This is a genomic window from Spiroplasma endosymbiont of Polydrusus pterygomalis (assembly GCF_964030635.1).
Classification (GTDB): domain Bacteria; phylum Bacillota_I; class Bacilli_A; order Mycoplasmatales; family Mycoplasmataceae; genus Spiroplasma.
This window is the reverse complement of the sequence record NZ_OZ034909.1, coordinates 645,610-665,084: the sequence shown is the minus strand read 5'-3', so window position 1 is coordinate 665,084 and position 19,475 is coordinate 645,610. Positions and strand designations below refer to the sequence as shown.

Here is a 19,475-nt window from a genome sequence, read left to right as displayed (position 1 = left end):
TTAGCAAAGACTTTTTTTCTTTACTTACTTTTTTGGGTGCAGTCTAACATCATCTTTAATTTGTGTTTTACTTTGTCCAACAACTACCTCATTATTTTTTGGTCAACCTTTAATAACTATTTTATCTTTGGTACAAATTAAATTTAAAATAAATCCACTGTCTGATTGATGATAATTTAATCAAATATCAGCCCCTTGTTCAATTTCATTTATTTTACTTACACGTGATGTAAAGTTAAAAGGGTTAATTCATAAATCAATATTGCCATCACTAGTCTCTAATAAACCGAAAATAGTTTTACCCATTAAACTTGCTGTTAATTCATTTTTATCTAATTTTTCTTTTATTTTATAATTTTCATATCATCAATTTAATTTTTCTAAAATATCTTTACGATGAGACTTAAATAAAATATCTTTACCATTTATTAATCGCATTTGATGACGAGCAATAATATTTGCTAAATTAATTGTTCAATCATAATTATAAAATTTTAAAACACTATTAATATCACTTAAGTTTGGTAAACTAGGGAAAGTATTATTCATGGTTATTTTGCTCCTTTAATTTTAAGATAAGTGCATAATTAATAATATTTACTGTTAATAAATTTGGCTCATTTGCTAAAACTTGAACACATACTTTAACTTTTTGATATTTTTTAATATATTCGTTATATAAATTTAATTTACATATTGCGATATTATCTTTTTTTAATTCTTGACAAAGTCTTTTTTTAACTTGTCCACAAACAGACATATAAGGTCTTTTTGCATTTATTACACGTTCATCATGGATTACATAAATATCTTTTTTCATTAAGTTATTCACTCCCTTTGTTGTCATAATTTATAATCTGCTGAACTATTATGTTTAACCATTGGTATTAATTCAAAATGTAAAGCATAAAAATCACTATCAAATGTATCATCATATAAGTCTAACATTCGTTCTTCTCTGGCATCTGGTTTATCTTCTCATTGAATTAATTCATATTGGGTTTTACTTACAGGACATTTTTCTCATAATCATTTTAATTGGTTTGTATTTATTAACATTGTAAATGCTTCAATCCGATGTCTTATTTTAAATTTCTGTTTTTGTGCTGGTTTAAATGTCATATATTGACCAAAAGAATAATTATATTTTTCTCTATTTAAACTTTGTAATGTTGAATAAGCACTATCATCAACATTTATACTAATACCCTGCTGTATTAAATTAAAATATTGATTTAATTGATTGTTATAAAACTCTAAAATATCTTTTACTTGTTCTAATTCTGTTTTAAATTGCTGTGTAGCATTTGAATGCGTATACTCAGAAGCTTTATAAGCTTTTTTATCAAATATGAATTATATAGTCAAAAACTAGCGGCAGTAGTATGTCCCTTAGGACTGGTCGCGTTAGCAATATCAACACCACCTAATAATTTCGTTGGTTGAATAATATCTGTTGCTTGCATAATATCAATATATCTTGCAAAAATTGAACCACTAGTATTACCGGGCAATCCTCAACTCCATACTCTTGCTCTTTCAATATCTAATTGTTCTAATCTTAATTGTTCATTAACTTTATCTTGTGGTAATTTATAATTAAGTCTTCAACTAGAATAATGAATAATAATTTTCATATTTCATTTTTCAATATATTTAATTTGTTCATATTTACTACGCATTATTTCTTCATTAAAAGCTAATAATTCATTACAATAGCCAAAAATATATCTTTTTAAACTTTCAGGATTACACGTATTAATTGTTATTTTATTTTGATAACCACGAATAGCAAACTCTAAATCACTTAAATCTTTTTGTTGAAATTGGTCACATTCTTCTCTTCAATCAATTACTAATTTATACTTATTCAAATCAGCAAATGCTTTTAATTTTTCTTTTCGACTTGGTGAATGTAAACCTTTACAATATATTTTACTACCATTTGATAAAGTAAAAGTAAAATTTGATAAATTAATACTATAAGGTATATTATTTTCATCTAACATATTTCATATATTTTGAAATACACTATCTTTTAAATCTTTACTCCAATACATACTAGCAATTATACAAATTGGTTCTTTAATTAATAAACTAATTTTTAATAATTCACCAAACATTTTAATATTTGATATAGTGGTAAGACTATATCGTGTTCCAATTTGATTAATTTCATTTACTAATTCATATTTTTTAGCAAATGGATATTTATTACCAATAATACTATTTTGTAATAACCAATAAGGCGTTTCTAACAAATAAGTAAAATGATTAAGCATTATTTTCAGTTTCTTTTTTAATATCTCTAATATCCGTTTGTAAATTAACAATTATTGGTTGTTGATTATTTAAGTTTAATTCTTTTTCAAGTTCTTTTTCTTGCAGTGAATATTTATGATTAAATGCACGCTGTCAATATAACCTAGTACCTTCTGGCGTTTTAACCATTTGTTTAATAAGTTCACTTTCTATTTTATCAACTTGTTTTTCAAGTAAAGCAACTATCTTCTCGCTCCGATAAATTTCTTGTCTTCAATGGCGAGAAAGGTTTAATTTATTGGTTAAATCATTCAAAGTATAGGGGATATTAGGTGATTTATCACGTCAAAACTGCTCTATTTTACGATAAAATGTTCGTAAACTTGCTGTTTTTGGATTAAATTCTTTCATTTTTACTCCTTTTTGCATACTAAAATTGCTATTATTTAATGAATATGATTAAATAAAAGAGTAAACTATATCTGAAAATATAACAAAGAACCATCGCGGTTCTTTGTTTATCATTTATATTTTACATCAAAATAATAAAAAGTAAAGTAATTTACTTTTTATTTTAGTATACAAGCATAAAGAGATACAAATTCGATACTTGTTACATTATAATAATATATCTTTAAAATTATTTGTCAATACCTTTTTTTAAAAATTCGTGTATAAATGAATTTAAATAAAAGAAATGGATGTACAAATATATGCAAGATTATACACATGTAAAATTTGACGAACGAAGATTTATTAAGGATTTATTGTTATCTGATAGTTGCAAAAAGAAAAATGGAACGATTAATTTATCTGAAATATCAAGGCAAACGGGAAGAGATATTAATACTGTTAAAAGAGAAATTAATAGATTTAAAAATATAGAAGATTATGATGTTGGTAAAGCACATAATGATTATTTAAAAAAACGAAAAAAATCTATTAAAAAGCCCCCCAAATTCACAGAAGAACAAAAAGAATGACTAAATTTACGATTTAATATTCTTCATAATTCACCCGCACAAATTATTCATCGATATTTTATAAAGTTTGGTGTTAAATTTCCTGCTTGTGTTAAAACTTTTTATAAATGAATTGACTTAAAATTATTCGGTTTAAATAAACAAAATTTACGCAATCATGGTAAAAAATATAAGAAAAAGGGGGAATATGATAATCGTGGTAAATTAAATAATTTTAAATCAATATTAGATATTGAAAATAAGCAATCTAATGTTGACTGATTTGAAATGGATACCGTAGTTGGAAAAGACCATCAATCTAGTTGTTTAGTTTTAGTAGAACAATCAAGTAAAAATTACTTTGTAATGAAATTAAAAAATCATACCGCTAATGAGGTTTTAACAAAATTTAAAGATATGATTGTAAGTAATAATTTAATGGGTAAAATGAAAGGAATAATAACAGACCGCGGGAAAGAATTTAGTAAATGAAGAGAAATGGAAATATTTGCTGAAACACAAGTATATTTTTGTGACCCTGCTTCACCACAACAAAAACCATTAATTGAATATATGAATGGTGAATTTAGACATTGATTTAAAAAAGGAACTGATTTTAATAATGTTAGTCAACAAGAAATAGATTGAGTAGTTGATGTTATAAATGATAAACTTCGACCGTGTTTAAACTGAGTAAGTGCAAAAGAAATATTTTTACAAAATATTAAGTAAATTTTTATTAATTAAATTTAATAAATTATTTTTTAGTGTGTCAAAATATGTTCAAAATAATAACAATTTATAAATAATTTATTTTTTTTAAAAAATAGTTGCATTTATTTTAAATAATGTTATTATCAATTTAACAAGAGATACAAATTTGGAGCTTGTATCTACACAATGCCATATCAAGAGTTTTCTACAAAATTAAAGGTCCCATTTAATTTTACAATTCAGGTTTTATTAAATCTTAGTTTGGACTTTGTTTGGGAATCTTGCCAAACAATTCATGAAAGGCTCGTTTTCAACCAACTTTGCTAGCATGAATCAAAAACTCATTACTAGAAATAATAAAAGTACACAAGACAATTGACACAACATAAATTCAATAATATCATGTTGGTGGTGCAATCTCATTTGGAACATTTGCTGCAATAAAAATATATTGAAAAACAGGCGTTCAAAAGAACATTAACAATTGGGTTGAAGTTGTATAAGTTGGTCCAGCCATTGCTAAACAAGCATAATATAACATTCGCGAACTACCCATAATAATTCCCCCCGCAAGGATAATTAAAGCATAATCGTAATATTGAAAATTCGCAAAAACTTTATACCCATCTACGAAACTTTGATGAGAAAAAACCGCGGCAATTGGAGTTACCAATAATAACATTAATAATGCTGAAGATCCCGTCTTAATAGAAACTGTCTCATGATTTGAAAACTTAATTTTAGAAGAACTCATTAAATGCGACATCCCTACTGCTTCCATTGCATAAAAAGCAGCTGTTACTAAAGCTAAACACATCCCGCCAATCGACGATCAATCTAATCCTTCTTCAAGGGCAAAATGAATTGACATTCCGATAATTAAAAATGTTGAAATTGCTAATGCAGTCCAAGTATATTTACTTTGACGAGCACGAAAGAAAGTAGCACTTCCAACCGCCGCTAAAATAACATTTAAGTTTAATAATAATCCTGGCACTGTTCCATCTGTTCCACCATGATTAGTAATTGTTAATAATAGTGATAATTGAAAAAAAACCATCGCAACTGGGCCACCTAAGAAACCATATAAAACAACTAGTCATGTTTCTTTATGACGAAGTAATTTAAAAAAATTAATAAAATTTTTAGGCTTATAAAAAATAAACATCACAAAAAATGCCATTATTTCTTGCGCTGTAACATAAAAAGTAGCATTAATTGGTGATGTTAAATCTCTATAGGGTGATCCATGTGTTGGAATAATATATAACATTAAGGGGACAATAGAATACCCAACAGCAGAAATTAATCCATATAAAATCCCTAAAATAATACGTCGCTTTGTTCGAATTGTATATAATTCATTTTTTGTAAATTTTTCTTTTTGTAGCAGTTGTCCCTCTGCGTTAACCTGATCTGCCATATTTATACTTACCTAATCCAATCTCTTTTTTGCTAATATTGATATAATTTCACTTTTCCTTTAAAATTATTGATTATATCTTACACTAAACATAAAAAAAGTTAAAGAGTTTTTTTAATTTTGTAGAAAACTCTTGATATTTATAAAATATACCTAAAATTAGGTATATTTTATAAATATCAAGAGAGGTAAATAATTGATGGAAAAAATACTTGCAGAATTAATAAATAGTTTAACAGATGATCAATTTTTAGAATTTTATGAAAAAGTTAAAAAAGAAGCAGAATTAATCAAAAAACAAAAACGCTTAAATAAAATTGATCAAAAATTTAGAGAGAAAGGTATTAAATGCCCTAATTGCAAATCTTATCATTGTGTTAAAAATGGCCATAATCCCGAAGGAAAACAAAAATATTTATGCAAAAAATGTCGGGCTAGTTTTGATCCTTTTCGTCATCATTTTACTTATTGAAGTCATTTAAATTATGAACAATGAAATTTATTAATTCAAATTTCATTGCTAGGACAATCTAGTAAAGTAATTTCCCGTTTTATTAAAACAACACCCAAAACAGCTTGATATAATCGCCAAAAATTAATGCAATCAAAACAATTAGAAAATACTCAATTAAAATTTAAAAAATTAAATGGCCAAATACAAATCAATGAAACATTTATTAAAAAAATCCATAAAGGTAATTTTAAAGATAAATTTGATAAACGAAAAAATCATCTTGATCCATTTTCCACTAACACTAAATGTTTTATTCAAATGGCGGTTGATACTAATAATAATATTTTTGTTCAATCCACTAATACCAAACGATTACAAAAACAGTGAATTATTGAAAATATGAATACAAAATTAATTAACAAAAATTCCATTATTATTTCTGATATGCAACCATTATATTTATTAGTAGCAAAACAAACAAGTTCTACTTTATATGCCACTAAAACTAGGACAAATCCTGATGCCAGTTATCGAAAATTAAATAAAATTATTAAATTACAAGCAAGTCTTAAAGAAGCCTTAATTCATTATCATGGTTTAGGTTTTACTAACATTCAAAATTATTTAAATCTCTGAAAATGAAAATACCAACACAAAGGTTTAACACCAAACCAACAAGCAACGGTATTATATTTTAACATCTAAAAAAGTTAAAGAACAATAATAATCTTCCATCAAATTCGTTTTCAAATTGTCATATTGATGATTTTTTTGACTTTATCAAGAGTTTTATACAAAATTAAAGATTTTCGACAAAATTAAAAACTTAAAATGTGTTTATCAATTATTATAATGTTTGTTTATGAAAATAGCGGTCTGTTATTTCCATTTTTATTTGTTAAAGGTAGCGTGTAAAATGTTGGGGAAAAGTTTTCAGCATTAAGTTCTAATAATAATTATAAACTATTTTCTTTAAAAGAGTTTTAGTATTTGATAATGTAGAAGCGGTGAATATTGGTAAGTTATATTGTTTAACTTCTGGATTATTCATCTTTTTAAATATTCATCTTCAAGTAATTTGTTCATTTTTTACTTGAAGATTTTTAATTTCTGTTAGTTCTTGAAAGGGATTAATCCCATTAGCTGTCAATTGTTTTAATAACATTACTTTGTAAATCGTTTTTTCATTAAATATTTTTGGTTTTGAACGAAACATTACTTTAATAATTCGAGCAATATAACTTTCAATGCGACAACCAATATTTTCTTGATATTCTCATTTTTGAATTGCTCCATAGTATGTTCTTAAATAATTAGATATTTCTTGTAACTTTCCTTTCGCTTCTTCGGTTTTAACAAGCTGATAAGCTCATTCAAGGTATTTTGTAACCTTGTTTCAGTTTAATTTTAGAATTGCTTTTCTAATTTTATTAAATAAATAACGTTTATAATATCGTGGACCACGGAGACAATCTTTAATTTTTTTAATAACATGGAAACGATCAATGATAAATTCAACATTGATGTGTTTTTCAACCGTTGAAATATATTGTGCACCATCAACCAAGCACAATAATTTTAGCTGTCTCGGGTGATTAATAATTTAAGTTAATAAATTCTTTAATTCCTTGTCAGTATTTTTTAGAGTTAATTTTTTTAACTTCATTAGTCATTGTTACTAGAAATTTGAAATTATGCATTGTTTTTCGTATTGTTTTAGGATCTTTATAACCAGTATGAAAGACGGTTAAACGGATTCTTTTCTTAATTTTTAATCGTTTTTTGATTTGATAACTAATGGCATTGCGATATGCTTCATCGGTTTCAATATAAATAACCCCATCATGTTTTAGTTTTGTATCTGGTTCATCTAGCATTAGTTCTAACAAATGTTTAATATCAAACCGTTTAATAAGGTTAAAAATTGTTTTTTTTGTTATGTTAGCATTCCGATACATATTACAAATATCTTGATAACTAAAATTTATGCCTAATTTGCTGATTATTTCTAACGAAAAATCATAATCAAGTCGCTGATAACTTTCAATCCCTAATTGAATATCAAGTAAAAAGACCGTTTTTGGTTTTTTTGCCACTTGAAATTCTGGTTTTAAGATATATTTTCGTCGTTTAAAAGTAACTTCACCATTACGAAAAACCAAAGTTCGTTGATAAAATCCTTTTGGAATATAACGTGCTTTCCGTCAGTCCTTATTAAAAATATAGTTATCAATATATTCAAAAATATTTTTAAATAGTATTCAAGCTTCAGAACTAATTTCATTTTTTAAATAGGATAATAGTGTTGTAATAGGGATATTGGGGCTAATTTCATTAATTAAATCAATAAAAAAGTTATTATTTTCGTTTAAAAACTCTTGGATTCTAGTTATAATATTCATAGGATAGTTTTCTTTCTAATTTTTTTCAAACTTAATTATACTGAAAACTTTCTTTTTTATTTTCCCCAACTTTGGCAACACAATCTCGACAAAATTAAAGAGAGTTTTCGACAAAATTAAAGAAAATTTTTGTTATTATAATAACAAAAATAATGGAGTGATAAAGATGGAAAATCGTGATATATCAAAAAAAAGAACATATGTAAATACTGACTTATGTATTTCTTGTGGTAACTGTATTATGATTGATGAAACTGAAACATTTTTTATGGATGATGATGGCTTTGCAAATACAATTGACAATGACAAAGAACTATTTGAAGGGCAAATGGTTTGTCCGACAGCGGCAATTTTTATTAAAACATTAGAAGAATTTAAAGAAAACCGCAAAAGTATTTTGGATACTGATTAAAAAAATGTTTTATAAGGAAATTATAAAACATTTTTTTAATAATTATTTTCTTGACGGGCAAAATTAATTTTGTTTTTTATTATAAGCAGTAATTAAATCGTCTTCAGTAAATTTTAACTGTTCAGCAATGATAAAATATTGATTTAACACTTTAAAATAACTTTCTGGCGTTTGATTTTAATTAATTCCGCACAAATGGCAAAACACTTTAAATAAAGTTCGGTTAAACTAAGTTCTTTATTCTTATCCTCATTACAATATGGATAGGTTACAATAAGTTGGACCATATTTATTTGAAAGTCCAAATAAATATGGTCCAACTTATTGTAACCTATCCATATTGTAACCTATCCAATCATTGCAAATTAATTCATAAAGAAAAAATACAAATAGGAATTTATACCTCTTATTAATTTAATTCTTATAGTCTTTATAAGAATTAAATTAATAAGAGGTATAAATTCCTATTTGTACAGTTTCAGATAACTGAGAATTTTAATTAAAAAATGCTTTCATTTCATATTGAAGTGGTGGCATTTTTAAATTTAAAATTTTTCTTTTTTCATTATAATGAATTATATAATTATCTACAATATTTTTTACTTCTAAAATATTTTTACAGTGTGATAATTCTGAGTTCTCGGTTTTAAGAATTGAAAATCAATTTTCAATCGGTGAATTATCTAAACAATTGCCTCTTCTTGACATACTTATATTTATACCGTGTTTTTTTAATAATTTTTCATAAGCTTTTGAAGTGAAATGAATACCTTGATCAGAATTAATAGTTAATTCACCTTTGATTATTTTTCTTTTAATAATTGCTTCTTTGATACAATTATTTACTCAATTTACTGTTGGAGTTGTTGTTAAAGAATAATTTACTATTAAATTACTAAATAAATCCTTGATTGCAAATAAATATACTCATTCTGTGATTGTTTTAACATACGTAATATCAATTGATCACTTTTGATTAGTTTTTTCAGCTTTAAAATTACGTTTTAATAGATATTTATGTCGAATATGTTCATTTGTCATTTTTAAGAAATGATTAATTTTTTTTCTTGTTTTAATTATTACACTAGAAATTCTATTAGCTAATTTCATATAACGATAAACTGTTGAATTCGACACATTAATTTTTTGCTCTTCCAAAGATAATTTAATTTGTCTGTGTCCTTTAATACTATTTTCTCTATGAATTGCTTTAATTATTTCATATATTGAATAATCAATATTTGGTTGATATTCATCACAATTTTTTGAATATTTATTTCAAGTATCATATGAAATTCTTAATTCTTTTAAATATCATGATAAAGTAATTTTTGAAACTTGCAATTCTGATTTAATAAAAGCAATTTGTTTTCTAATGTTTGTTTTTGTTTTTATCTTTGGAAGAGCTTCAAGCTTTTTTAAAACTTCATTCTCAGCTTTTATTCTTTCATTTTCTTTTTTTAATAAATAGTTTTCACGTTCTAAGGGGTTTTTAAACTTATTTAATTCAAAATCTTTTCGCTTTTTTCGTTCTTTTAGAATTTCTTTATTTTGTTGAAATTGATTTACTCATTTTGAAATAGTTGCTAAACTAATATGATATTCTTTTGCTATTTCACTATAAGATTTATTGTTAATTGAGTATTCATTAACAATTTTTTCTTTAAATTCAAAAAAATGATCTTTAGACCCTTTTATTTTACCTTTAGCCATATAAAAATGTTTCTCCTAACTTTATATATTAATAATAATCTAGAAAAATTTTTATTTATATATCTCAGTTAAAAGAAACATTGCAGTATAAATTCCTATTTGTATTTTTTTTTATGAATTAATTTGCAATGATTATCATAGTATCGCAAGAAGTATATTATCATGGTTTAGGTTTTACTAACATTCAAAATTATTTAAATCTCTGAAAATGAAAATACCAACACAAAGGTTTAACACCAAACCAACAAGCAACGGTATTATATTTTAACATCTAAAAAAGTTAAAGAACAATAATAATCTTCCATCAAATTCGTTTTCAAATTGTCATATTGATGATTTTTTTGACTTTATCAAGATTTTTATACAAAATTAAAGACAAATTTTAAATACTATATGATTTTTGTTTTTTAAACTTAATTGGGGTTAATATTAAGTCTCCTTTTTGCATACATCATAACGTAATACTATGACGAGCGGTAATTAATTTGTATAAAATAGTAAAACTAGAAATTATCATTGGTAAATAAATTACCATTTGAATTGGAAACTTAATTGCTTTGACAATAAAAGTTGCCCCTAAAATAACTTGGTTTCAACCAATTGAATATAATCATAACACATTCAGACCAAATGAAATTACAACAAAAGCAATTATATATAAAATAATTATTTTCATAATTAATAATTTTTCACTTTTGAAAAGAAACACCATACTTCCCAGAAAACCATAAAAAGCAAGATTAAAAGCAAAACCACCATGATACATTCCAGAAATATTAACTAAAGCTTCTAAAGTATCAGTAACAATCCCACTTAAAACCCCAAAAAAAGGTCCAAATAACATTGCAGTTACAAAAATTAAGAAGTTACCTAAGGCTAACTTAATCCCTCCGACAATTGGAATTGTATAACCAATTAAATTCGTTAAAATAACTGATAAAGCAATTAATAAACTAGTAATAGTAATTGTTAAAATATTAATTTTTTTTAAATTTTTATAATCTAATAAAAATCCAATTCCAAATAAAATTGCAGTTCCTATTCAAGCTCCAATATTTGTTAATAAATATAACATCTCTTACACCCTTTCTAAATAAAACTGATAAACTAACGGAATAAAATACAGCGACCCACAAACTAAAATATTCTTTGTTTTATTTTGTGATAATAATTTTTTCCAATTTTTAACCTTATTCCCCATCTTAATATTATTAATCTTTCATGTCATTGGATGGTGAAATTCAGTAATATATAAATTATTTCCAAAATGTTCTTTTAATAATGTTAAATTCTGCATATAATCTTTTTTTTGGGATGAAGCATATAACAATAGCACTTCATTGCGGTTCAAATTATGTAACATTTCAAAAGTATGAATACAAGCCCGAATTCCTTCAGGATTATGTGCTCCATCAATAATGAAATATGGATTTTTACTTAATTGCGTAAAGCGTCCTAAAACAGGGTTTACTTTAAAAAGCTCATAATTAACTTTCAAATTAAAGACCTTTAAAAATTTAATCACTAGACCAACATTAAACTCTTGATAATAGTTGATTGCTTGCGGGTAAACTTCGCTTGTAATAATTCTATCCGAATCAAGATATTTTGCAATTAATGGAAAATCCTTTTTACAACTTGCACTAATAAAAAGGTTGCAATTATTTTTCACAATCCCAACTTTATTTTGAATAATACTTTCCAAATTATTCCCTAATACTTCGGTATGATCATAACCAATTGAGGTTAATAAAACAGCCAGTTTGTTATTAAAAACATTAGTCGCATCTAAGGTCCCACCAATTCCCGCTTCAATAACGGCAATCTCAATTTTTTGCTCTAAAAAATACTTAATGCAAATTAAAACCCAAATTTCAAAAAAGGTTAATTGATATTTCTTAATTTCGGGTTTAATTTCTTTTATAATTCGTTTTAAATCCTTATCACTAATAACCTTGTTATTAATTTTAATCCGCTCATTATGACTTAAAAAAGCGGGGGAAGTAAAAATACCAACGCGGTGATAATTTAACATTAATTGCTTCTGTAAGTAGTTTGAAACTGATCCTTTCCCATTTGTACCAACAACACTAATAACTTTAATGTTATTTTGGGAATTAGCATATTTTTCTGTTAATAATATTGCTAAATTATATTTTTTTTGAAATAACGTTACTTTAAAAAGTTTCTTTTTAACATCCATTGCAGAACCTTATTTTAATAATGGTTTTAAATATTGAGCCGTATAACTGATATCACTTTTTAAAACAATTTGTTCTGGTGTCCCGGTTGCAACAACAGTTCCACCGCCAATACCACCTTCTGGTCCTAAATCAATAATATAATCCGCCATCTTAATAACATCTAAGTTATGCTCAATTGTAATAGCCGTATCGCCATTATCAACAATTTTATTTAAAACAACTAATAGTCTTTTAACATCATCAACATGTAACCCTGTTGTTGGCTCATCCAATAAAAATAACGTTTTTCCTGTTGTTCGTTTAAGTAAGAAAGTTGATAATTTAACTCGTTGCGCTTCTCCACCAGATAGTTCGGTTGCTGATTGTCCCAATTTAATATAGCCCAAACCAACTTCTTGCATTGTTGCTAACTTCTGATTAATTTTTGATTGCGCTGCAAAAAATTCACAAGCCTGGTCAACGGTCATTTCTAACACATCGTAAATATTTTTCTCTTTAAATTTAACTAATAATGTTTCATCATTATAACGTTTCCCCTCACAAACTTCACAAGCAACATAAACGGTTGGTAAAAAGTGCATTGAAATTTTAATAATTCCATCACCCCGACAATTCTCACAACGCCCCCCCGGAACATTAAAAGAAAAACGTCCTTTTAAATAACCCCGTGCTTTGGCTTCGTTAGTATTAGTAAATAAATCTCGAATATCATCAAACACCGAAGTATAAGTGGCAGGATTACTACGTGGCGTTTTCCCAATTGGATCTTGGGAAATATTAATTACTTTATCAATATTATCAATTCCAACAATTTTATCATGTGCACCTGGACGTTCGGTTGCTAAACCTAAATTTTTCTTAACACCCTTTCATAAGATTTCATTCATTAAAGTTGACTTACCACTTCCAGAGACTCCTGTTAAACAAATAAATTTATTTAAAGGAATTGTGACATTAATACTTTTTAAATTATTTTCCCGTGCCCCTTTAATTTCTAAAACTAAACCATTGCCACCACGACGTTTATTTGGAACAGCAATTGTTAATTCCCCTGTTAAATATTTCCCCGTAATTGAATTAGGATTTTGTTTAATATCTTCAATATTCCCCGCGGCAACAACTTCACCACCATTAATTCCTGCTCGTGGGCCAATATCAATCACATAGTCACTAGCCCGAATTGTATCTTCATCATGTTCAACAACAATTAAGGTGTTCCCTAAATCACGCAAACTTTTTAAGGTTTCAATTAGTTTGTCATTATCACGTTGATGTAAACCAATTGAGGGTTCATCTAAGACATACAGGACGCCAGTTAACTGACTCCCAATTTGGGTTGCCAATCTAATCCGTTGCGCTTCTCCCCCGGATAATGTTGACGCATTTCGTGACAATGTTAAATAGCCCAAACCAACCCGGCTTAAAAAATCTAAACGATTAACTAATTCATTAATAATTAAGCGGGCAATTTCTTGTTGGTAATCGGTTAAACTTAAATTTAACACTTCTTTTAATTCGTCTTCAACTGACAAATCAGTAAATTCCGAAATACTAATATTATTAATCTTAACCGACAACGGGATTTCATTTAACCGTTTCCCTAAACAAGTTGCACATTTTTTATCAGTCATAAATTGCTTATAATATTCCCGTGCTGATTCACTTGTTGTTTCCGTATAACGCCGTTCAATTAACTGACCAATTCCTTCAATATAATCATAACCCCGTATAATATTACCACTCGCTGTTTTTAAATTATATTCAATTGGTTCATCACTACCCCGAATTAAATATTCTAACTGTTCCTTTGTTAAATCACTAACTGGCTCTTCTAACATAATATGATAATGATTAGCTAAAACCTTAAATTTTTGTCATTCAATATTTGTGGTATTAACAATATTTTTTAAATAAATAATGGCTCCTTGTAAAATCGACAATGACCTATTAGGAATTAATAAATCCTCATCAACTTCTAATTTTACACCTAATCCTTTACATTCATTACAAGCCCCCGCGGGTGAGTTAAACGAAAATAAACGTGGTTCTAATTCCGAAATTACAAAACCACAAATACTACATGAATAATTAGTTGAAAAAAGCATTTCTTTCTTTTGATCAACAAAATCAATTTTGACTAAAGCATTGCCATATTTTAAAGCGACTTCAATTGCATCGTGAATTCGACTCAATAAATCTTCGGTATCTTTATAAACCAAACGGTCAATAATAATATCAATATTTTGGCGTTTATTCTTATCTAACTCAATTTCCTCGTCTAAAGTTCTTATCTCATCATTAACTTTTACCCGAATAAAACTTTCTTGTTTTAAGCGAGCAAATAAATCTTTAAAACTTCCTTTTTTATCACGCACAACAGGTGATAAAATCATAAACTTTTTCCCTTCGTTTAAAAGTTGTTTTAAATTATTTATTATTTCTTTAATTGTTACTGACTTAATAACCCCATGATCGTTAATACAATATGGCGTCCCAACACGAGCATATAATAATCGTAAGTAATCATAAATTTCGGTAACTGTTCCAACGGTACTACGAGGATTATGACTAGTTGTCTTTTGATCTATCGAAATCGCTGGGGATAGTCCTTCAATTGCATCAACATCTGGTTTTTCATTACCCCCCAAAAATTGACGAGCATAACTTGATAAACTTTCAATATAACGACGACGACCTTCCGCATAAATCGTACTAAAAGCTAATGATGATTTTCCACTTCCTGATAAACCAGTAAAAACAACTAACTTATTTTTTGGAATTTCAGCATCAATATTTTTTAAATTATTTTCCCGTGCCCCTTTAACAACTATTCAATCTTTTCCCATTCTTTCACCCTCTTAATTATTTATTTAGTAAATTGTAAATTCAAGTGACACACTTTATTTAACTTAATTATAACACAATAAAATAAGTATTCCATATAATTTTTCTTTTAATGTCCTTATCTTGTGATAATTTCGTAATAGTTATCTAACAAAAATTTCGCAAAATTATTTAATTAATAATGTTTGTAATGTATATTGATTATTTCAAGGATGATTTGGTTTTGGTTTATGTGCTTTAGATTTGGGAACTTTGTTTTCAATATTTTTAATAGGAACCGGAATGTATTCTAATAAATTATATATTTGATTGTTATATTTTAAATATAATGTTTCATCAAATGCTTTAATTACTGTAATTTTTGTTTTTGAATTAAAGACTTTTAACTTTTTATTATTATAAGCTATAGACTGCACCCAAAAAAGTAAGCAAAGAAAAAAATCTTTGCTTACTTTTTTGGGTGCAGTCTATTCTTTGATAAAAGATACAATTTTTCTTTTATTTAATTGTAAAAGTCATGAAGCTTTTTTAGTAATTCATACCTAACTTTGTAATAGTTTAAATCTCTTTTTTCAAATGATTCTTTTGGACCTTTATTGGTGTTTAAAATTCCTTTCTTAAAATTTTCATACCATGAAGCAACAGTTTTTTTATTAATTGCATATTTTTTTGCAATAAAACTTATACTATTATTTTTAACCTCTTGTCCTATCCTTTTTCGAAAATCTGCTGTATATTTATTAAATTTTTGTCCTTTTCTTGCCATATAAAAATGCACCTCCTTTAAAAGTTTAGCAAAGATTTTTTTTCTTTGCTTACTTTTTTGGGTGCAGTCTATAGCTTATAATAATAAAAAGTTAAAAGTCTTTAATTCAAAAACAAAAATTACAGTAATTAAAGCATTTGATGAAACATTATATTTAAAATATAACAATCAAATATATAATTTATTAGAATACATTCCGGTTCCTATTAAAAATATTGAAAACAAAGTTCCCAAATCTAAAGCACATAAACCAAAACCAAATCATCCTTGAAATAATCAATATACATTACAAACATTATTAATTAAATAATTTTGCGAAATTTTTGTTAGATAACTATTACGAAATTATCACAAGATAAGGACATTAAAAGAAAAATTATATGGAATACTTATTTTATTGTGTTATAATTAAGTTAAATAAAGTGTGTCACTTGAATTTACAATTTACTAAATAAATAATTAAGAGGGTGAAAGAATGGGAAAAGATTGAATAGTTGTTAAAGGGGCACGGGAAAATAATTTAAAAAATATTGATGCTGAAATTCCAAAAAATAAGTTAGTTGTTTTTACTGGTTTATCAGGAAGTGGAAAATCATCATTAGCTTTTAGTACGATTTATGCGGAAGGTCGTCGTCGTTATATTGAAAGTTTATCAAGTTATGCTCGTCAATTTTTGGGGGGTAATGAAAAACCAGATGTTGATGCAATTGAAGGACTATCCCCAGCGATTTCGATAGATCAAAAGACAACTAGTCATAATCCTCGTAGTACCGTTGGAACAGTTACCGAAATTTATGATTACTTACGATTATTATATGCTCGTGTTGGGACGCCATATTGTATTAACGATCATGGGGTTATTAAGTCAGTAACAATTAAAGAAATAATAAATAATTTAAAACAACTTTTAAACGAAGGGAAAAAGTTTATGATTTTATCACCTGTTGTGCGTGATAAAAAAGGAAGTTTTAAAGATTTATTTGCTCGCTTAAAACAAGAAAGTTTTATTCGGGTAAAAGTTAATGATGAGATAAGAACTTTAGACGAGGAAATTGAGTTAGATAAGAATAAACGCCAAAATATTGATATTATTATTGACCGTTTGGTTTATAAAGATACCGAAGATTTATTGAGTCGAATTCACGATGCAATTGAAGTCGCTTTAAAATATGGCAATGCTTTAGTCAAAATTGATTTTGTTGATCAAAAGAAAGAAATGCTTTTTTCAACTAATTATTCATGTAGTATTTGTGGTTTTGTAATTTCGGAATTAGAACCACGTTTATTTTCGTTTAACTCACCCGCGGGGGCTTGTAATGAATGTAAAGGATTAGGTGTAAAATTAGAAGTTGATGAGGATTTATTAATTCCTAATAGGTCATTGTCAATTTTACAAGGAGCCATTATTTATTTAAAAAATATTGTTAATACCACAAATATTGAATGACAAAAATTTAAGGTTTTAGCTAATCATTATCATATTATGTTAGAAGAGCCAGTTAGTGATTTAACAAAGGAACAGTTAGAATATTTAATTCGGGGTAGTGATGAACCAATTGAATATAATTTAAAAACAGCGAGTGGTAATATTATACGGGGTTATGATTATATTGAAGGAATTGGTCAGTTAATTGAACGGCGTTATACGGAAACAACAAGTGAATCAGCACGGGAATATTATAAGCAATTTATGACTGATAAAAAATGTGCAACTTGTTTAGGGAAACGGTTAAATGAAATCCCGTTGTCGGTTAAGATTAATAATATTAGTATTTCGGAATTTACTGATTTGTCAGTTGAAGACGAATTAAAAGAAGTGTTAAATTTAAGTTTAACCGATTACCAACAAGAAATTGCCCGCTTAATTATTAATGAATTAGTTAATCGTTTAGATTTTTTAAGCCGGGTTGGTTTGGGCTATTTAACATTGTCACGAAATGCGTCAACATTATCCGGGGGAGAAGCGCAACGGATTAGATTGGCAACCCAAATTGGGAGTCAGTTAACTGGCGTCCTGTATGTCTTAGATGAACCCTCAATTGGTTTACATCAACGTGATAATGACAAACTAATTGAAACCTTAAAAAGTTTGCGTGATTTAGGGAACACCTTAATTGTTGTTGAACATGATGAAGATACAATTCGGGCTAGTGACTATGTGATTGATATTGGCCCACGAGCAGGAATTAATGGTGGTGAAGTTGTTGCCGCGGGGAATATTGAAGATATTAAACAAAATCCTAATTCAATTACGGGGAAATATTTAACAGGGGAATTAACAATTGCTGTTCCAAATAAACGTCGTGGTGGCAATGGTTTAGTTTTAGAAATTAAAGGGGCACGGGAAAATAATTTAAAAAGTATTAATGTCACAATTCCTTTAAATAAATTTATTTGTTTAACAGGAGTCTCTGGAAGTGGTAAGTCAACTTTAATGAATGAAATCTTATGAAAGGGTGTTAAGAAAAATTTAGGTTTAGCAACCGAACGTCCAGGTGCACATGATAAAATTGTTGGAATTGATAATATTGATAAAGTAATTAATATTTCCCAAGATCCAATTGGGAAAACTCCACGTAGTAATCCTGCCACTTATACTTCGGTGTTTGATGATATTCGAGATTTATTTACTAATACTAACGAAGCCAAAGCACGGGGTTATTTAAAAGGACGTTTTTCTTTTAATGTTCCGGGGGGGCGTTGTGAGAATTGTCGGGGTGATGGAATTATTAAAATTTCAATGCACTTTTTACCAACCGTTTATGTTGCTTGTGAAGTTTGTGAGGGGAAACGTTATAATGATGAAACATTATTAGTTAAATTTAAAGAGAAAAATATTTACGATGTGTTAGAAATGACCGTTGACCAGGCTTGTGAATTTTTTGCAGCGCAATCAAAAATTAATCAGAAGTTAGCAACAATGCAAGAAGTTGGTTTGGGCTATATTAAATTGGGACAATCAGCAACCGAACTATCTGGTGGAGAAGCGCAACGAGTTAAATTATCAACTTTCTTACTTAAACGAACAACAGGAAAAACGTTATTTTTATTGGATGAGCCAACAACAGGGTTACATGTTGATGATGTTAAAAGACTATTAGTTGTTTTAAATAAAATTGTTGATAATGGCGATACGGCTATTACAATTGAGCATAACTTAGATGTTATTAAGATGGCGGATTATATTATTGATTTAGGACCAGAAGGTGGTATTGGCGGTGGAACTGTTGTTGCAACCGGGACACCAGAACAAATTGTTTTAAAAAGTGATATCAGTTATACGGCTCAATATTTAAAACCATTATTAAAATAAGGTTCT

Annotated in this window: 20 protein-coding genes; 6 read left to right on the top strand and 14 right to left on the bottom strand. The window is 27.1% G+C overall.

The window, feature by feature from the left end; genetic code table 4:
* Positions 1–24 precede the first annotated feature (24 nt).
* From ACQH23_RS04310 to ACQH23_RS04290, 5 genes are all read right to left on the bottom strand, one after another.
* Positions 25–549 carry a hypothetical protein gene (locus ACQH23_RS04310; RefSeq protein ID WP_425379050.1) on the bottom strand — a complete coding sequence of 175 codons (525 nt, stop codon included), beginning with the start codon at positions 547–549 and terminating at the stop codon, positions 25–27.
* A complete protein-coding gene (locus tag ACQH23_RS04305; protein ID WP_253301740.1) occupies positions 542–820 on the bottom strand; it encodes a hypothetical protein in 279 nt (92 codons plus the stop codon). The genes ACQH23_RS04310 and ACQH23_RS04305 overlap by 8 nt, the downstream gene beginning before the upstream one ends.
* A complete protein-coding gene (locus tag ACQH23_RS04300) occupies positions 820–1,122 on the bottom strand; it encodes a hypothetical protein (RefSeq protein ID WP_425379049.1) in 303 nt (100 codons plus the stop codon). The genes ACQH23_RS04305 and ACQH23_RS04300 overlap by 1 nt, the downstream gene beginning before the upstream one ends.
* 155 nt (positions 1,123–1,277) lie before the next feature.
* Positions 1,278–2,282 carry a PBSX family phage terminase large subunit gene (locus ACQH23_RS04295; protein WP_425379048.1) on the bottom strand — a complete coding sequence of 335 codons (1,005 nt, stop codon included), beginning with the start codon at positions 2,280–2,282 and terminating at the stop codon, positions 1,278–1,280.
* On the bottom strand, positions 2,275–2,673 hold the full coding sequence (locus ACQH23_RS04290) for a hypothetical protein (RefSeq protein WP_425379047.1): 399 nt from the start codon (positions 2,671–2,673) through the stop codon (positions 2,275–2,277). The genes ACQH23_RS04295 and ACQH23_RS04290 overlap by 8 nt, the downstream gene beginning before the upstream one ends.
* 302 nt (positions 2,674–2,975) lie before the next feature.
* Between ACQH23_RS04290 and ACQH23_RS04285 the strand changes: the two genes are divergently transcribed.
* Entirely contained in the window at positions 2,976–3,956 is a 981-nt protein-coding gene (locus tag ACQH23_RS04285) for an IS30 family transposase (protein ID WP_425379046.1), read from the top strand.
* 238 nt (positions 3,957–4,194) lie between these two features.
* Here ACQH23_RS04285 and ACQH23_RS04280 read toward each other — a convergent pair whose 3' ends face one another.
* Positions 4,195–5,361, bottom strand: a complete 1,167-nt coding sequence (locus tag ACQH23_RS04280) for a hypothetical protein (RefSeq protein WP_425379045.1) — start codon at positions 5,359–5,361, stop codon at positions 4,195–4,197.
* A 199-nt stretch (positions 5,362–5,560) separates the two neighbouring features.
* Between ACQH23_RS04280 and ACQH23_RS04275 the strand changes: the two genes are divergently transcribed.
* The gene (locus ACQH23_RS04275) at positions 5,561–6,520 is read left to right on the top strand and encodes a transposase (protein WP_425379044.1); all 960 of its coding nucleotides are present in this window, start codon (positions 5,561–5,563) and stop codon (positions 6,518–6,520) included.
* Between the two features lie 241 nt (positions 6,521–6,761).
* Here ACQH23_RS04275 and ACQH23_RS04270 read toward each other — a convergent pair whose 3' ends face one another.
* Entirely contained in the window at positions 6,762–7,382 is a 621-nt protein-coding gene (locus tag ACQH23_RS04270) for a UPF0236 family transposase-like protein (protein WP_425379043.1), read from the bottom strand.
* A 28-nt stretch (positions 7,383–7,410) separates the two neighbouring features.
* On the bottom strand, positions 7,411–8,217 hold the full coding sequence (locus ACQH23_RS04265) for a UPF0236 family transposase-like protein (protein WP_425379042.1): 807 nt from the start codon (positions 8,215–8,217) through the stop codon (positions 7,411–7,413).
* A gap of 166 nt (positions 8,218–8,383) precedes the next feature.
* On the opposite strand from ACQH23_RS04265, the gene ACQH23_RS04260 reads away from it, so the two are divergent.
* Positions 8,384–8,629, top strand: coding sequence for a ferredoxin (locus tag ACQH23_RS04260; RefSeq protein WP_425379041.1), 246 nt, complete (start codon positions 8,384–8,386; stop codon positions 8,627–8,629).
* 495 nt (positions 8,630–9,124) lie between these two features.
* Here ACQH23_RS04260 and ACQH23_RS04255 read toward each other — a convergent pair whose 3' ends face one another.
* Entirely contained in the window at positions 9,125–10,342 is a 1,218-nt protein-coding gene (locus ACQH23_RS04255) for an IS3 family transposase (RefSeq protein WP_425379040.1), read from the bottom strand.
* 128 nt (positions 10,343–10,470) lie between these two features.
* On the opposite strand from ACQH23_RS04255, the gene ACQH23_RS04250 reads away from it, so the two are divergent.
* Entirely contained in the window at positions 10,471–10,617 is a 147-nt protein-coding gene (locus ACQH23_RS04250; protein WP_425378742.1) for a hypothetical protein, read from the top strand.
* A gap of 107 nt (positions 10,618–10,724) precedes the next feature.
* On the opposite strand, the gene ACQH23_RS04245 is transcribed toward ACQH23_RS04250, so the two are convergent.
* The 5 genes from ACQH23_RS04245 to ACQH23_RS04225 all read right to left on the bottom strand — a co-directional run bounded on the left by ACQH23_RS04245 (position 10,725) and on the right by ACQH23_RS04225 (position 16,156).
* A complete protein-coding gene (locus tag ACQH23_RS04245; protein WP_425379039.1) occupies positions 10,725–11,417 on the bottom strand; it encodes a folate family ECF transporter S component in 693 nt (230 codons plus the stop codon).
* Positions 11,418–11,420: 3 nt separating this feature from the next.
* Positions 11,421–12,545 carry a bifunctional folylpolyglutamate synthase/dihydrofolate synthase gene (locus tag ACQH23_RS04240; protein WP_425379038.1) on the bottom strand — a complete coding sequence of 375 codons (1,125 nt, stop codon included), beginning with the start codon at positions 12,543–12,545 and terminating at the stop codon, positions 11,421–11,423.
* 9 nt (positions 12,546–12,554) lie between these two features.
* Complete coding sequence (uvrA, locus tag ACQH23_RS04235; RefSeq protein WP_425379036.1) at positions 12,555–15,392, bottom strand: excinuclease ABC subunit UvrA; 2,838 nt, start codon at positions 15,390–15,392, stop codon at positions 12,555–12,557.
* A 165-nt stretch (positions 15,393–15,557) separates the two neighbouring features.
* Positions 15,558–15,806 (bottom strand): hypothetical protein, encoded by a 249-nt coding sequence (locus tag ACQH23_RS04230; RefSeq protein WP_425379037.1) that lies wholly within the window; start codon positions 15,804–15,806, stop codon positions 15,558–15,560.
* 86 nt (positions 15,807–15,892) lie between these two features.
* Complete coding sequence (locus tag ACQH23_RS04225; RefSeq protein ID WP_425377654.1) at positions 15,893–16,156, bottom strand: hypothetical protein; 264 nt, start codon at positions 16,154–16,156, stop codon at positions 15,893–15,895.
* Between the two features lie 61 nt (positions 16,157–16,217).
* Here ACQH23_RS04225 and ACQH23_RS04220 point away from each other — a divergent pair, with 61 nt between their 5' ends.
* Positions 16,218–16,466, top strand: coding sequence for a hypothetical protein (locus ACQH23_RS04220; protein ID WP_425379037.1), 249 nt, complete (start codon positions 16,218–16,220; stop codon positions 16,464–16,466).
* 165 nt (positions 16,467–16,631) lie between these two features.
* On the top strand, positions 16,632–19,469 hold the full coding sequence (uvrA, locus tag ACQH23_RS04215) for an excinuclease ABC subunit UvrA (RefSeq protein ID WP_425379036.1): 2,838 nt from the start codon (positions 16,632–16,634) through the stop codon (positions 19,467–19,469).
* Positions 19,470–19,475: the final 6 nt, after the last annotated feature.